17 protein-coding genes are annotated in these 15,853 nt (G+C 50.9%); 16 read left to right on the top strand and 1 reads right to left on the bottom strand.

Annotation, left to right across the window (positions count from 1 at the left end; genetic code table 11):
• The 9 genes from LBW89_RS22475 to LBW89_RS22435 form a co-directional block, all read left to right on the top strand.
• Window positions 1-233, top strand: a 233-nt coding sequence (locus LBW89_RS22475; protein WP_225040448.1) for a hypothetical protein, incomplete at its 5' end; no start/stop codon positions are given.
• 219 nt (window positions 234-452) lie between these two features.
• Window positions 453-947 (top strand): translation initiation factor IF-3, encoded by a 495-nt coding sequence (infC, locus tag LBW89_RS22470; protein WP_148450662.1) that lies wholly within the window; start codon window positions 453-455, stop codon window positions 945-947.
• Between the two features lie 61 nt (window positions 948-1,008).
• Window positions 1,009-1,209 carry a 50S ribosomal protein L35 gene (gene rpmI, locus LBW89_RS22465; RefSeq protein WP_044477582.1) on the top strand — a complete coding sequence of 67 codons (201 nt, stop codon included), beginning with the start codon at window positions 1,009-1,011 and terminating at the stop codon, window positions 1,207-1,209.
• A gap of 33 nt (window positions 1,210-1,242) precedes the next feature.
• On the top strand, window positions 1,243-1,602 hold the full coding sequence (gene rplT, locus LBW89_RS22460; protein WP_148450661.1) for a 50S ribosomal protein L20: 360 nt from the start codon (window positions 1,243-1,245) through the stop codon (window positions 1,600-1,602).
• 318 nt (window positions 1,603-1,920) lie between these two features.
• A complete protein-coding gene (locus tag LBW89_RS22455; RefSeq protein WP_148450660.1) occupies window positions 1,921-2,991 on the top strand; it encodes a BMP family lipoprotein in 1,071 nt (356 codons plus the stop codon).
• Between the two features lie 122 nt (window positions 2,992-3,113).
• On the top strand, window positions 3,114-4,652 hold the full coding sequence (locus LBW89_RS22450) for an ABC transporter ATP-binding protein (RefSeq protein WP_148450659.1): 1,539 nt from the start codon (window positions 3,114-3,116) through the stop codon (window positions 4,650-4,652).
• Entirely contained in the window at window positions 4,645-5,718 is a 1,074-nt protein-coding gene (locus tag LBW89_RS22445; RefSeq protein ID WP_148450658.1) for an ABC transporter permease, read from the top strand. The genes LBW89_RS22450 and LBW89_RS22445 overlap by 8 nt, the downstream gene beginning before the upstream one ends.
• 1 nt (window position 5,719) lies before the next feature.
• The gene (locus LBW89_RS22440; RefSeq protein ID WP_148450657.1) at window positions 5,720-6,679 is read left to right on the top strand and encodes an ABC transporter permease; all 960 of its coding nucleotides are present in this window, start codon (window positions 5,720-5,722) and stop codon (window positions 6,677-6,679) included.
• A gap of 198 nt (window positions 6,680-6,877) precedes the next feature.
• Window positions 6,878-7,189 (top strand): hypothetical protein, encoded by a 312-nt coding sequence (locus LBW89_RS22435; protein ID WP_148450656.1) that lies wholly within the window; start codon window positions 6,878-6,880, stop codon window positions 7,187-7,189.
• Window positions 7,190-7,193: 4 nt separating this feature from the next.
• Here LBW89_RS22435 and LBW89_RS22430 read toward each other — a convergent pair whose 3' ends face one another.
• Entirely contained in the window at window positions 7,194-7,649 is a 456-nt protein-coding gene (locus LBW89_RS22430; RefSeq protein ID WP_148450655.1) for a GNAT family N-acetyltransferase, read from the bottom strand.
• A 654-nt stretch (window positions 7,650-8,303) separates the two neighbouring features.
• Between LBW89_RS22430 and ilvB the strand changes: the two genes are divergently transcribed.
• The 7 genes from ilvB (at window position 8,304) to LBW89_RS22395 (ending at window position 15,844) form a co-directional block, all read left to right on the top strand.
• Complete coding sequence (gene ilvB / locus LBW89_RS22425) at window positions 8,304-10,052, top strand: biosynthetic-type acetolactate synthase large subunit (protein WP_148450654.1); 1,749 nt, start codon at window positions 8,304-8,306, stop codon at window positions 10,050-10,052.
• Window positions 10,049-10,534 (top strand): acetolactate synthase small subunit, encoded by a 486-nt coding sequence (gene ilvN / locus LBW89_RS22420; protein WP_148450653.1) that lies wholly within the window; start codon window positions 10,049-10,051, stop codon window positions 10,532-10,534. The genes ilvB and ilvN overlap by 4 nt, the downstream gene beginning before the upstream one ends.
• A 195-nt stretch (window positions 10,535-10,729) precedes the next feature.
• Window positions 10,730-11,722 (top strand): ketol-acid reductoisomerase, encoded by a 993-nt coding sequence (ilvC, locus tag LBW89_RS22415; RefSeq protein ID WP_148450652.1) that lies wholly within the window; start codon window positions 10,730-10,732, stop codon window positions 11,720-11,722.
• A gap of 265 nt (window positions 11,723-11,987) precedes the next feature.
• The gene (leuB, locus tag LBW89_RS22410) at window positions 11,988-13,067 is read left to right on the top strand and encodes a 3-isopropylmalate dehydrogenase (protein ID WP_148450651.1); all 1,080 of its coding nucleotides are present in this window, start codon (window positions 11,988-11,990) and stop codon (window positions 13,065-13,067) included.
• A 150-nt stretch (window positions 13,068-13,217) separates the two neighbouring features.
• On the top strand, window positions 13,218-13,763 hold the full coding sequence (locus LBW89_RS22405) for a peroxiredoxin (protein ID WP_148450650.1): 546 nt from the start codon (window positions 13,218-13,220) through the stop codon (window positions 13,761-13,763).
• A 262-nt stretch (window positions 13,764-14,025) separates the two neighbouring features.
• Window positions 14,026-14,436 carry a hypothetical protein gene (locus tag LBW89_RS22400; RefSeq protein WP_148450649.1) on the top strand — a complete coding sequence of 137 codons (411 nt, stop codon included), beginning with the start codon at window positions 14,026-14,028 and terminating at the stop codon, window positions 14,434-14,436.
• A gap of 301 nt (window positions 14,437-14,737) precedes the next feature.
• Complete coding sequence (locus tag LBW89_RS22395) at window positions 14,738-15,844, top strand: ATP-binding protein (protein WP_148450648.1); 1,107 nt, start codon at window positions 14,738-14,740, stop codon at window positions 15,842-15,844.
• Window positions 15,845-15,853: the final 9 nt, after the last annotated feature.

The following is a 15,853-nucleotide window of genomic DNA, read 5'->3' as shown; positions in this document are numbered from 1 at the left end:
GCTCCTCAGGTCCGGTTTCATCCAAGCTTCTCGGTGCTGAAAAACCGGATTTTGAGCTTTTTATTGAATGGGTAGCTCAAAATCCGGCTTTTGATCACGAAGTGGTTACTTGCGAAGTCAAGTCGGCGTCGAATCTTGAATTCAACCGGCCCTTCCGGTGCTCAAAATCCGGCTTTATATCGCTTGACAATGATTTGAGGAATATGTTAAAGTATTCAAGTGTGTTGCAATAACTGTTTTGGATTGCAAGCAGAGGCCATGGCTTCTCACCTGTCCAACGATCGTGTTGGCTGGTTTTGATCCAATGATTTATGAATAGACTTATTCATGAAGAATTGACGATCAATTTGGGATGCGGGCGTGGACCTGCATCCCTTTTTATTTTGAGCCATAACCCTCATTAAAGGGACAATAGAATTATTTGGAGGTGGAGAATTATCAGTAAGGAACATTTGATCAACGATGAGATACGGGCCAAAGAGGTACGTTTGGTGGGAGCCAACGGGGAACAGATCGGTATCAAACCGATCCGCGAGGCACTTCAAATGGCCATCGACCTGAATCTGGATCTGGTTAACGTGGCGCCGACGGCCAAGCCTCCGGTATGCCGGATCATGGACTATGGCAAATTCCGTTACGAGCAACAGAAGAAAGAGAAGGAAGCCCGTAAGAATCAGAAGATAGTGGACATCAAGGAAGTATGGTTCCGTGCGAATATCGAAGAACACGACTTCCAGACGAAGCTTCGCAATGTGATCAAATTTTTAAAAGATGGAGACAAGGTAAAATGTTCGGTCCGTTTCCGCGGACGTGAAATTACCCATGCTGACATCGGTAAGAAAATTCTCGATCGCGTCAAAGACGAGGTTGCGGAACTTTCCACGATTGAGCGCCATCCGAAATTGGAAGGCCGCAGCATGATCATGATTTTGGCACCTAAAAACTAAGCGCGAATCCCGGGCTTGACCGGTGAGCCGCGCAGCTCACAAACTTTGAGGGGGAAGTACAATGCCTAAAATGAAAACCCACAGCAGTCTGAAGGACCGCTTCAAAATTACCGGATCCGGTAAAGTAAGACGTTACAAAGCGAACCGCAATCACTTGCTGTCCCATAAGTCCAAACGCGCTAAACGTGTATTGGCAAACAGCCCTGTGGCTTATTCCGGTGACGTTAGCCGTTTGAAGCAACAACTTGCAAACTTGAAGTAATTTTTAACACAACTTATTGGGAGGTTTATTAATATGGCAAGAGTAAAAGGCGGATTCGTCGTTCGTCGTCGTCATAAAAAAGTATTGAAACTGGCTAAAGGTTATTTTGGTTCGAAACACCGCATCTTCAAAACCGCTAACGAGCAAGTGATGAAATCCTTGCTTTACGCATACCGCGACCGTCGCACGAAAAAACGCGACTTCCGCAGACTGTGGATCGTGCGGATCAACGCCGCTGCCCGCATGAACGGATTGTCCTATAGCAAATTGATGCACGGTTTGAAGCTGGCTGAAGTGAACATCAACCGCAAGATGCTTGCGGACCTGGCTGTTAACGATATCAATGCATTTAACTCGTTGGCTAGTGTGGCCAAAGAGAAAATCAACGCCTAATTAAGATGTTGAGACGGCCGTCGTAACTGGTTGAGAAATTACCGGAGACGACGGCCGTTTTGTGTTAAGAAACAGCATTTGGGGAAAAGCTATACATAGATAAAAACGGCCTGACCGAGGCCGGTAATCTTTGATATTTACACATAGCGAACGTTCTGTGGCAGTTATGGCAAAGGTAAGCGCTTCATTTCACAAAAAGGCGAAACTTATTTAACCTTCGGTCATTAAAAGTATGGATTTTACACTAATTTAAAGGTATAATCGGTCTGTACATGAAGCCTAGACAAGGTTAAAAATCATAAGGGGGATTTAACGTCAATGAACAGAGCCTTCAAATTTTCTTTAGTCATGGTCCTCGCGCTGATGATGATTCTGGCGGGATGCGGCAACAAAAAGGAGAACGCGGGCGGCAACGGCGCAGCGTCGAATACGGGAGCCGGCAATACCCAAACGAGCGATGAGGCGAAGAAAGGGGCCGATATCAAGGTAGGTCTTGTTACGGACATTGGCGGCGTAAACGACAAGTCTTTCAACCAATCGTCTTGGGAAGCTCTTGAGGCGCTGAGCAAAGAGCAAGGGATTCAACACAAATACCTGCAAAGTAACAGCAGCGCGGACTACATTCCTAACTTGAACCAGTTCGTGCAAGGCGGTTATAATCTGACATGGGCAATCGGCTTTGACCTTGGCGACGCTTTGAAACAAGTGGCGGACGCGAATCCAAACGCGAACCTGGCGATCATCGACAGCGTGGTTGATGCTCCTAACGTGGAATCCATTACGTTTGCCGAAAACGAAGGGGCCTTTCTGGTCGGCGTAGTCGCAGGGATGACGACAAAAACTAACAAAGTCGGGTTTATCGGCGGGGCCGAAAGTCCGGTAATCAAACGCTTTGAAGTCGGCTTCCAAGCGGGTGTAAAGGCAGTTAACCCTAACGCGGAAGTAATCCCTACTTACGCCGGCGCATATGACAAACCGGATGTAGGGAAATCGCTGGCGAGCCAGCTCTATAACGACGGCGCAGACATTATCTTCCCGGCGGCCGGACAAACCGGTAACGGCGTATTTAACGAAGCGAAAGCTCGCAATAACGCTGGCGGCACCAAAGTTTGGGTTATCGGCGTTGACAAGGACCAATCGCTGGAATTCGGCGACGACGTTACTTTGACTTCCATGATCAAACGGGTGGACGTTGCGGTTAAGAACGTAACTCAACAAGTCATCGACGGAACTTTCAAGGGCGGTACGGTAACTAATCTGACTCTGAAAGATGACGGCGTAGGTCTGCCTGAGACTTCCAAGAAAAATGTGAGCCAGGAAATTCTCGACAAAGTCGAAGAATACAAGCAAAAGATCATCAGCGGCGAAATTACGGTTCCCGCAGAGTAATCAAGCTCTGTAACGGAAGCTGCAATACGGCCGATAGTTTAATATGTACAAGCAGGCAAGGCCAGTGTTATCTTAGCTGGCCTTGTTGTTTGCGTAAATCCCATGATGGTGAGGGTGATTTCATGAGCACTGCGGCTACCGTAGTCGAGTTGAAGCAAATCACAAAATCTTTTCCCGGTGTTGTAGCCAATGATTCAATCAGCCTGACCTTGCGTAAAGGTGAAATCCATGCGCTGCTTGGCGAAAACGGGGCGGGCAAATCCACGTTAATGAACATCCTGTTCGGGCTCTACCAACCCGATCACGGCACGATCGAGATCAATGGGAAGCAGGTCACGATCGATAACCCGAACAAAGCGATCAAACTGGGCATCGGCATGGTGCATCAGCACTTTAAGCTCGTACAGCCTTTTACGGTCACCGAGAACATTATTCTCGGGATGGAACCGAAAAAGGGATTGAATATCGACTATAAATCGGCGTCCGCCCAAGTGGCGAAATTGTCGGAACAATACGGTCTTCAGGTCGATCCGAATGCCAAAATTCAGGATATCTCGGTTGGCATGCAGCAACGGGTCGAAATTATGAAGACCTTGTTTCGCGGCGCGGATATTCTTATATTTGACGAACCGACAGCGGTACTTACGCCGCAAGAAATTGTAGAGTTAATGGCGATTATGAAAAGGCTGGTTGAGGAAGGCAAATCGATCATTCTCATCACGCACAAACTGAAGGAAATCATGGAGATCTCCGACAGGGTGACGATTATTCGCCGGGGAAAAGTCATCGATACGGTCGACACGAACAACACGAACCCGAACGAATTGGCCGCCAAGATGGTGGGACGGGATGTTACGTTCCAAATTGACAAACAGGAGCCGGCTGCCGGAGAACCTGTTCTGCAGTTGAACGAGGTCAAGATGCAAAACAAGGACGGAATTCCGGTGTTGAACGGTCTGAACCTGCAGGTGAGAGCCGGAGAAATCGTCGGGATCGCCGGGGTGGACGGTAACGGACAAACGGAATTGATCGAAGCGATTACGGGGCTCCGCAAAATCAACTCCGGTTCCATCAAGTTATCGGGCAAGGAAATCGCTAATCTGCCCGTACGCAAAATAATCGAAAGCGGGTTGTCCCATATCCCGGAGGACCGGCACAAGCACGGACTGGTGCTCGATTTCTCCATCAGCGAGAACATGGTGCTCGAAACGTACTATAAGCATCCGTACAGCAAAAGCGGATTTATCGATCAGAAGACAGTAGACCGCCATGCCGAAGAGCTGGTGGAGCAGTTCGATGTGCGAACCCCCAGCATTTATACGAAAGCTCGTTCTCTGTCGGGGGGGAATCAGCAGAAAGCGATTATTGCTCGGGAAATAGACAAGAACCCGGATCTGCTGATCGCCGCTCAACCGACCCGTGGACTGGACGTGGGCGCGATCGAGTTCGTTCACCGGCAATTGATCGAACAGCGGGACAAAGGGAAAGCCGTACTGCTAATTTCTTTCGAGCTTGATGAAATTATGAATGTATCGGATCGCATCGCCGTTATTTACGAAGGCAGAATTGTCGGTGAGGTGCGTCCGCAGGACACGAACGATCAGGAGCTCGGACTGATGATGGCCGGTTTCATGGAACAGGGAGGTCAATCGCATGGATAAATTGCGCAAAATATTTTCGCTGGACAGCCTGATCGTTCCGCTTGTGGCCATTTTGCTCGGCCTGCTGGTCGGCGCGGTAGTCATGCTTCTCGGCGGTTACAATCCCCTGGTGGCCTACAGCGCATTGATTCAGCGCGTTGTGGGTAATCCGTATGATTTCGGGGAGACGATTCGTCAAATTACTCCGCTGATCTTTACCGGTCTTGCGGTCGCCTTTGCGTTTCGCTCCGGGATGTTTAATATCGGTGCGGACGGGCAGGTTTTGATCGGGATGACGACCGCCACCTCCGTATCCCTCTTAATGACGGGCGTATCCTCTAATATCGTCGTGCCGCTGGCCGTCATTGCCGGCGGGATCGCGGGCGGACTTTGGGCGGCGATCGCCGGTTATCTGAAGGCCAAGCGCGGCATTAACGAGGTCATCACGACGATTATGCTGAACTGGACGGCTTTATATCTTTCCAATTACGTGATTCGCCATTTCTTCCTGATGAAAGGTCAGAATCGCTCCGAAGATATCGGCGCTTCGGCGGCTATGACATTTTTGGGAGGCATTTTCAACAATGCGCGCGTTCACTGGGGAACGGTCATAGCCCTGCTGGCGGCTGTGTTCTTCTATGTTTATTTGTGGAAAACCAAACAAGGTTATGAAATGCGTGCGGTCGGCTTCAATGCGAACGCAGCGGATTATGCCGGGATGAATGTGGGCCGGAATGTCGTAAAGGCGATGTTCATCAGCGGTGTGTTTGCCGGTTTGGCCGGAACTTTTGAGGTGCTTGGGGTATTCCATTATCAATCCGTGTTCGCGGCATCCCCGGGCTACGGTTTTGACGGCATAGCCGTTGCGCTATTGGGGATGAATCATCCGTTCGGGGTTGTCCTGGCAGGTTCGCTTTACGGCGTGCTTACCTATGGTTCCGCCGGCATGAGCTTTGCCGCGGGGGTTCCGCCGGAATTGATCAAGATCATTATCGGCTCGATCATTTTCTTCATCGCGGCCCAGGGGATTGTAAGGTTTGTGTTGAAACCATTCTACCTCAAGCGCAAGAAAGAGAAGGTGTTGTAATATGGACATTCTTACGCTGCTTGGCCAGTTGTTGAATTCAACCCTTGTATTTTCAACAGCGCTCATATTCGCCGCGCTCGGAGGTATTTTCTCGGAACGGTCGGGCGTAGTAAACATCGGCCTGGAGGGCTTGATGATTTTCGGGGCGTTCGCGGCAGGCGTAGGCACTTATTATGCCCAGGAAGCCGGACTCGGCGGTATGGCCCCTTGGGTCGGTGTAATCGCCGCAGTCGTAGTGGGGATTCTTGGATCCCTCATTCACGCGGTCGCGACCATTACGTTTAAAGCCGATCAAACGATCAGCGGGGTCGTCATCAACTTTTTGGCGGCCGGATTAACGGTTTACATCGTCAAGCTGATTTTTAACGGCTCGGCCGAAACCCCGCTTATTGACGTGTTCGAGAAAAAAGCGATCCCGGTGCTTAGGGACATTCCGATTATCGGGGAAGGTTTTTTTAACTCGTATCCGACGACCTATCTGGCGCTTATCCTAGTCGGTATCGCCTACTATTTGCTGTTCAAAACGCCATTCGGCCTTCGCCTGCGCTCCGTCGGCGAATATCCTGGAGCAGCGGATACGCTAGGGGTAAACGTCTCGCGGATGCGCTATATCGGCGTTATGATCAGCGGTGCGTTGGCGGGGATCGGGGGCGCGACGATCACGCTCACCACGACAAGTACGTTTGCGCATAACACGATCTCGGGCCAAGGCTTTATCGCGATCGCCGCGATGATTTTCGGGAAGTGGAATCCGGTCGGCGCTTTGGGGGCCGCCATGTTTTTCGGATTCTCGCAAGCGATCCGCAACTATGTGCAGTTGTTCGAATGGTCCAGAAGCATTCCGCAGGAATTTATTTTCATGATTCCATACGTGCTGACGATCATCGTCCTGGTGAGTGCGGTGGGCCGTTCTTCGGCGCCGGCGGCATTGGGGACACCTTACGATCCGTCCAAACGATAGAACTTGAAAGAATAACGAAAAAGTGCGAGCCGGTAGGGGGATTTCTCTCCTACGGCCCGCGCTTTTTTTGTTAACGGGCCTATTTCTTATGGTGGAGAAGGCGATGGCGCAGGCGGAAACAAGGCGGGCCGAATATAGTGGTGTGAAGACGAATAGCCGGAATTATGGCTAGGGATCCCACACTGGAGGAGGGTTACCATGAGCAAAAAGGTAACAAGAAAGGACGCCGAAAAGTGGCTCGGCAAGTCGATTATCGCCTATAAAAAGGACGGTGGAATCGTAACGGGCAAGCTGGTCAAAATCAGCGGCAACCGTTTGATCGTGACGCAAAACTCCGGAAAAAAAGTCAAAACCAAAGCGATTATCCCGCTGGTTTTGTTCGATTTGCTCGCCATCGGAGCGTCCCCTTATAACTACGGCGGATATGGAGGTTACGGCCCATACGGACCGGGCCCGTACGGGGCGGGACCTTACGGATATCCTTACGGTGTAAACCCTTATTTTTGGTAAACGGCTAGCGCCGAACAAGCAGTCTTTTCTCCAGCTCAAAGCACGCCGAAGGCTGGATAAAGCGAACCGTACGGTATCCAAGTTTCCGGTAAAACTGATGAGCCCGGGTGTTGTCGCGGTCCACCAAGACTTTGGCCCGGGAACATCCGCGCGAACCGGCGAAATTTTCGGCATGGGCCAGCAGCGCTTTCCCATGCCGTTTGCGCCGGTGCGCGGGAGATACCGCCATCATATCGATATATAAAAGATCGCCGTGCACCATAAAGTGGATGAAGGCTACGGGATCGGATTCGTAACAGGGGGATACTACCAGCGTCACGCCTCTCGCCAGCCGCTTGGGCAGGTCTTTCAGTACGGCGTTTAATTCTTGCGGAGGCAGGTTGGAAAACGGGACAAGCTCCTTATGGATTAATTCGAAAATGACCGGATCATCCTGTTTGGGCCTTCTGTAGCGTATCATCCGCTCTTTTACCTCCTCCTAAGTATTTGTGAATGAAAGACGCGAACCCGAATAAAATTGGGCGCTTTACTCTATCATATGACGTAAGGAGGGCAAAGCGTTCCGGTAAAACCAACCGGATTTCAAGCGACCTCAAGAGCCGGACGTTATTCGTTGTCCGCCACCGACGCCAGGGGTCATTAAAAAACTGGCTCCAAATGGGTATTGACTCGGGATGTAAACTAATCATATAATGTTCCTAAACATTTTAACGATTACTTCAATCGGCAATCGGCGATGATGAGGACGAAGGTTTAAGGGCTCTTTGCTCAGAGAATGGATGGATTTGCTGAGACCATCCTGCATTATTCCCTTAAATGCGAGCTCACCTCGGAGCTGTTTCCCTGAAAAGCTGCAAGCGATCCTAGGTAAAGCTTGCGAACGGCGTATTAGGGGAAATCGTCAGGTCTGCGTTAAAGACCGCGGGTATGGGTTTATTGGGCCTGTACTCGTCAAGGTCCGGTACTGCGAAGAACCGGGTGAACATGGGTGGTACCACGGAAGCTAAACCTTTCGTCCCTCGGAATAGGAGACTATTCCGGCGGACGGAAGGTTTTTTTGTTGCATACAAATCAAAAAAAATCGAATTACCCATTCTTGGAAGGAGGATGACTGATGAGCGCGCAAATTCCAGCAGTGCGGTCTACAGAACAATTACGTGAGAAATGGATGAAACCGGAAGTCATTTCCGGGTCGGAAATCTTGCTTCGCAGTTTGCTTTTGGAAGGTGTCGAGTGCGTCTTCGGTTACCCGGGAGGCGCGGTGTTGTACATTTACGACGCCTTGTACGGTTTTACCGATTTTCATCACCTGCTGACGAGACATGAGCAGGGCGCGATTCATGCGGCAGACGGTTATGCCCGCGCCAGCGGTAAGGTTGGCGTTTGCATCGCCACCTCCGGTCCGGGAGCGACGAATACGGTGACGGGGATCGCGACGGCCTACATGGACTCGGTTCCGCTCGTCGTCATTACAGGCAATGTCGTTTCCAGCCTGATTGGGACCGACGCATTCCAGGAAGCGGACATCACCGGCATAACGATGCCGATTACGAAGCACAGTTACCTGGTAAGAAGTGTGGAGGAGCTGCCGCGGATTATCCACGAGGCGTTCCACATCGCGAATACCGGAAGAAAAGGCCCGGTGCTGATCGACATTCCGAAGGATGTTTCGGCCAATAAAGCCTTGTTCGAACCGGTACAATCCGTGAACCTTCGGGGCTACCATCCCACCGTTGTTCCGAATCGTCTGCAGCTCGACAAGCTTGCCGCAGCGATTCAGGAAGCGGAGCGTCCGGTCATTTTGGCCGGCGGGGGCGTGGTTTACTCGGGCGGTCACGAGGCGCTGTTGGAATTTGTAAACCGAACGGAAATTCCGATTACGACGACATTGCTCGGCCTCGGCGGATTCCCGAGCGGACATGAGCTGTGGATGGGCATGCCGGGGATGCACGGGACTTATACGGCAAACCAGTCGATTCAGCAGGCCGATCTGCTGATCAGCATCGGAGCGAGATTCGACGACCGGGTAACCGGACGGCTGGACGGCTTCGCCCCACATGCGAAAATCGCCCATATCGATATCGATCCGGCGGAAATCGGCAAGAACATAGCCACCGACATTCCGATTGTCGGCGATGTGAAGACGGTGCTGGAAATGCTGAATCCTTTGGTCGGACGGGCGGCAAAAGCGGATGCCTGGAGAGCGAATGTCCAGGAATCCAAAGCGAAGTACCCGTTCCGCTACAAGGATTCCGATACGGTATTAAAACCGCAATGGGTTATTGAGCATCTGAATGAAACGACCCGCGGGGAAGCGATCGTAACGACGGACGTTGGTCAGCATCAAATGTGGACGGCCCAGTATTACAAGTTCAATCAGCCGCGCTCCTGGATTACTTCCGGAGGGTTGGGGACGATGGGCTTCGGATTCCCGTCGGCGATCGGTGCGCAAATGGCCCATCCCGACCGGTTGGTTATCTCAATCAACGGGGACGGCGGGATGCAGATGTGCGCCCAGGAGTTGGCCATCTGCGCGATCAATAACATTCCGGTCAAAATCGTCGTTATCAACAATCAGGTACTCGGAATGGTAAGGCAGTGGCAGGAATTGATCTACGACAACCGGTACAGTCATATCGATTTGGCCGGCAGCCCGGATTTCGTGAAATTGGCGGACGCTTACGGCGTGAAAGGCCTGCGCGCCACCAACAAAGAGGAAGCCAAACAGGCGTGGAAAGAAGCGATGGAAACGCCGGGCCCGGTATTGGTGGAATTTGTGGTTGAAAAGGGAGAAAACGTGTATCCGATGGTACCTCAAGGTTCCACCATTGATCAAATGCTGATGGGGGACGATGAATCATGATAAAGAGCCATGCAATTTCCGTTTTGGTCAATGACCAGCCAGGTGTTCTGCAGCGCGTGTCCGGCCTGTTCGGCCGGCGCGGCTTCAATATCGAGAGCATTACGGTCGGGCAGTCGGAGGAAGAAGGATTGTCCCGGATGATTATCGTCACCCAGGGGGACGACAAAACCTTGGAACAAATCGAGAAACAGCTTTATAAACTGATCGATGTCATCAAGGTTGTAAATCTAAGTTCCAAGCCGATGGTCGCCAGGGAGCTGGCGCTGATCAAGGTAAAGTCGGAACCGGCGGAGCGCCCGGAGATTATGGGCGTTGTGGAAACGTTCCGCGCCGCGGTCGTGGATATCGGAACCAACAGTATGATGGTTCAGGTTGTGGGCGATACGGAGAAAATCGATGCGATGATCGAGCTGCTGCATCCTTACGGGATCCGCGAGCTTTCCCGAACCGGGGTTACGGCTATGATACGAGGAAACGCATAAAGATCAGGCCATACTAGTTTTATCCGATTCATCAACCTTCTCCGACCCGTTGGCGGGGGATTGATGAGGCCCGGGGCATAGCGAATGGAAACCCCTACCGCGAGGTCTCATGAATCACCCGTCAAACAGGCGGAGAACCAAATATAACAGGGACATGCGATACGCATACCCGCAATTTATGGGAGGGCATTAAAAATGGCAGTTACTTTGTACTATGAACAAGATGCAGAACTCAGCGTATTGAAAGGAAAGACCATCGCAATCATCGGATACGGCAGCCAAGGTCATGCCCATGCGCAAAACCTGCGTGAAAGCGGTCTTCAAGTCGTTATCGGCCTTCGTGAAGGCAAATCTTTCAACAAAGCGAAAGAGGACGGATTTGAAGTTCTTTCCGTAGCGGAAGCGACCAAGCGTGCGGATGTCGTACAAATTCTGATGCCGGATGAAACGCAAGCTTCCGTGTACAACAGCGAAATTGCGCCAAACCTGAAAAAAGGCGCAGCTCTGATGTTCGCCCATGGTTTCAACGTACACTTTGGCCAAATCGTTCCGTCTCCGGACAATGATGTGCTTTTGGTTGCGCCTAAGTCCCCGGGTCACATGGTTCGCCGTACTTATGTCGAAGGTTTCGGGGTTCCCGGCTTGATCGCGATCCATCAGGATGCCACAGGTAAGGCGAAAGAAATCGGACTGGCTTATGCCAAAGGCATCGGTTGTACGCGCGCCGGGGTTATCGAAACTTCGTTCCGTGAGGAAACCGAAACCGATTTGTTCGGGGAGCAAGCGGTACTGTGCGGCGGCGTAAGCGCGCTGATCAAAGCGGGTTTTGAAACCTTGACGGAAGCGGGTTATGCTCCGGAAATGGCTTACTTCGAGTGCTTGCACGAGCTGAAGCTGATCGTCGACCTGATCTATGAAGGCGGACTGGCAACGATGCGCGACTCGATTTCCAACACCGCGGAATATGGCGACTATGTAACAGGCCCTCGCGTAGTCACCGAGGAAACGAAGAAGGCGATGAAAGAAGTGCTTGCCGACATTCAACAAGGCAAATTCGCCCGCGACTTCATCCTGGAAAATCAATCGAACCGTGCTTTCCTTACAGCAACTCGCCGCAACGAAGCCAACCATCCGATCGAAGTTGTCGGCAAAGAGCTGCGCGGCTTGATGCACTGGATCAAGAAATAATAACTTTTTCGCAAGCCATTGCTTTAGAGCATTGCGGAATTAAAGAAATGAATCAGAACCTCCATTGTGGTACGCCGCATTGGAGGTTTTTTCTAGAGGCGTTATTCTTAAGCAGACGGACGTGGTTGCGCTTATCATCTCCCTTTTATAGTTAAAACCTATAACTCTAATAGATTCTATATCTTGGCTAAGCGTAATCAACCTATGATACAACTAAAACAGGAGTTTATTCGAGTGAGTTACCGAAGAAAGGGAGTAATCAACCATGGCAGAAGTTAAAAAAATCGCAGTGATCGCCGGGGACGGAATCGGCCCGGAGGTGGTCGCGGAAGCGGAAAAAGTGCTTAAGCGGACGGAAGAACTGTTTGGATATAGCTTCGAAACGGAACATGCTTTGTTCGGCGGCATCGCCATCGACCAGAAGGGAACGCCCCTTCCGCAGGAAACGCTGGACATTTGCCAAAAGGCCGACGCGGTGCTTTTGGGTGCGGTCGGCGGACCGAAATGGGACAACAATCCGAAGGAGCTTCGGCCCGAAACCGGATTGCTTGGCATCCGCAAAGCGCTGGGCTTGTTCTCGAACCTGCGTCCGGCCGTGGTATTCGATTGCCTGAAGGACGCGTCCACGTTGAAACCGGAAGTGCTTGAAGGGACCGACTTGATCGTTGTCCGCGAGCTGACGGGCGGCATCTACTTCGGCGAAAAATACCGCCGCGATACCGAGCATGGCCAGGAAGCGGTCGACACCTGCGCCTACAATGTGAGCGAAGTGGAGCGCATTGTGCGCCAGGCTTTCGAAATTGCGCAAAAACGCCGCAAAAAGCTGGCGTCCGTGGATAAAGCCAACGTGCTGGAAACTTCCCGATTGTGGCGCGAAGTTGTGAACCGGATCGCGCCGGAATATCCGGATGTAGAGCTGGAACACGTGCTGGTCGACAACTGCGCGATGCAGTTGCTGCGCCGCCCTGCAAGTTTCGACGTTATCGTAACGGAAAACATGTTCGGCGACATTCTGAGCGATGAAGCGGCGATGCTGACCGGGTCGATCGGGATGCTGTCCTCGGCTTCCCTCGGAGAAGGCAGCTTCGGTTTGTACGAGCCGGTACACGGTTCGGCTCCGGACATCGCCGGACAGAACCTCGCCAACCCGATCGCCACGATTCTATCGGTTGCGCTCATGTTCCGGATGACATTCGGCTATGCGGATGCCGCGGATGCGATCGAACGGGCCGTTGCCGATGTGCTGAATGCCGGTCATCGTACCGGAGACATCGCGGTGGACAAGAGCAAAGCGATCGGCACGACCGCCATGGGAGACCTCATTGTCGCCGCAATGAAGAAATAGTTTATAATAATTATAAATAAGAAATGATTACAATCTTGACTTTGAAAATTCCGAATGATACCATTTGAAATGTGGCCAAAAGCCGCAAAATAATCCTGTGATAGAGAGGCCTTTCGGGTTTCTTACATATTATAAAGGAGGATATTTCAAATGGCAGAACGATTGGTGGGAAGACCTGCTCCGGATTTTGACATGGCGATTGTAACGGGCGACGGTCAGGAGTTTGGGCGCAGAAGACTGTCCGATTATCGCGGCAAGTGGCTGGTATTCTTCTTTTATCCGCTCGACTTTACCTTTGTATGCCCGACGGAAATTACCGCTCTCAGCGAAGCTTACGCTCAGTTTAAGGAGCTGGATACGGAAATTTTGGGTGTGAGCATTGACTCCGAACACAGCCATAAGGCTTGGATCAACACACCGAAGGAAAATAACGGTTTGGGAAGATTGAATTTCCCGCTCGCTTCGGATATCACAAAGAGCGTGGCCCGCGACTACGGCGTTCTGATTGAAGAAGAGGGCGTAGCTCTGCGCGGATTGTTCATCATCGATCCGGAAGGCGAACTGAAATATCAAGTAGTGAACCACAATGACGTAGGCCGCAGCGTTGAAGAAACGCTGCGCGTGCTGCAAGCCTTGCAATCCGGCGGATTGTGCCCGATGAACTGGAAACCGGGTGACAAAACGCTTCAAGTTTAATAAGTAAATAGCCGTAAGGCCCCCTGTTGGCAAGTGTCCGCAACAGGGGGCCTTTTGCCCTCGTAATTTGCATTTAGGCAAAAGCAAATTCGCCTTAGGCAGGATTTATAGATCTAGGTCATTTTTCGTATTTTTTATAATCAACGGGTTCATCCTGTTAGCTGTAAAGGAATTTGCGGCCGTTGTCGAGAATAGATATAGGCAATCACAAATTATATCCATGGGACAGTTCGGAAACTTGAACGGGAAAGGGTGTCGGGAAATGAGTTTTTGCTGTGGCGCAAGTATGGTCGGGACCAAAGGAACATTGAAGCACTACCGCACCCAGGTTCATAATGTTCCGCTTCTTTTTTGCCCGGTTTGCCATAGAGTTGAAGTCCACTACAAAGTGGAGAACGAATATGAAGTGCTGGCGGAGTATGCTCACGGGGACGGTCTTTCCGAGATTGATTTCCAGGATTTTATTATGGAAGACGAGGACTCCATTTTTGGAAATTGCGTTAATCGGGAGGATGAAGAACCGATGGATCTCGTGCAGAACCAGATCGACATGGCGCTCGATCTGCTCTCCGTGGCCAAGCAAATCGGTGATGACAAGTGGGAGGATGAACTGAAAAAGCGCCTTGCGGTCATGAGCAGGCGCAGGGCGAGATTACTCCAACAAAATAGCTAGGCCATGAAACAGCTCTCCAATTCGGGGAGCTGTTTCTATTAAGAAGTACGACTTAACCTAAAATCCCCTTTTTTCGACAGGATCTCTGATTGACGATATTTGGAAGTCTTTACTATGATTGATTTAGGCCGTATTACATACGGCGGCCGCAGTTCGAAATTACATACAGGACGAGCTCATGGAATAGGAAACAAGGTGGATAGTTGTAGATTCATACTGTATGACAGGTATGAACATCCGCATAGTGATCGTTCGTTGTTGCAGAGGCAGAAAGATCATTCGGAGAAAAGGGGGAACCGACTTGTTGAGCGAATTCCAGGAGACACTGCTTCAGTCTGTGAAAGCGTATCAATCGACCCAGCTTGTGAAGAACAAGTACGAGAATGTACTCCAGCATCTTGACAGCGGCATTATGCTATTTGACAGCGATGGAGTTTTAACCTTTGTCAATGTTCAAATGGCCAGGCTGCTTGAAATTCCTCGCCATTCGCTTATCGGCTGCAATTTGCTTCAACTGCTCCGCCACCCTCATCTTAGCCGGTTTAAGAAGAAGAAGATCCTTAGACTTTATCGTGAAACCATCTTTTACCGCAAGAAAAATCATGAACTGGTTGATGAATACGGAAGATACTGGCTTACCACGGTGACATACGGAGACCAGATGGACGGCGATTTTTTGCTCAGCGTCAAGGATGTTTCCGACTTCAAACTTATAGAACAGACGGCTTATCAAAATGACAAACTTGCGATGCTGGGGAAAATATCGGCGGCGATCGCTCACGAAATCCGGAACCCGCTGACGGCAATCCGCGGTTTTATTCAACTGCTCCGGCCCCATTTGATTCAATTGGGGAGAGATGAATATGCCCGTATCATTTTGACTGAAATCGACCGGGCCAACGATATTATTTATGAGTTTTTAAACTCGTCCAAGCCCACCGCTCCGCAGAAAACGGTGATGAGCATTACCTCGCTGCTGAAAGAGGTCGTCTTGTTAACGGAAAGCGAGGCGCTGATGAAGGGATGCGAGATCCATCTGAAAGAAGCCGATACCGTCATGAACGTCTCCATTGACGTGAAGCAGATCAAGCAGGTACTGCTCAACATGATCAAAAATGCGATGGATGCCATCGAAGAAGTCGAAGGCGATCATGCGGGTGTGATCGATATCCATGTAAAACCGGAGGGCCGTTACGTCAACGTTACGATTCGCGATAATGGAAATGGGATGGATAAGGCTTTGCTCGCGCGCTTGTTTGATCCTTTCTTTACGACGAAAGAGAAGGGGACGGGCCTTGGGTTGTCGGTCAGCTACCGGATCATAAAGAATCACCGGGGCCACATTCACGTCGATAGTGTTAAGGGAGCCGGGACAGTCTTCGTCATCGCCCTGCCTTTGGTCATATAGTCGGGGCCC

Source organism: Paenibacillus sp. alder61 (assembly GCF_020179875.1).
Classification (GTDB): domain Bacteria; phylum Bacillota; class Bacilli; order Paenibacillales; family Paenibacillaceae; genus Fontibacillus; species Fontibacillus faecis.
The sequence above is the reverse complement of the archived record's forward strand: the minus strand, read 5'-3'. Positions and strand labels throughout refer to the sequence as shown.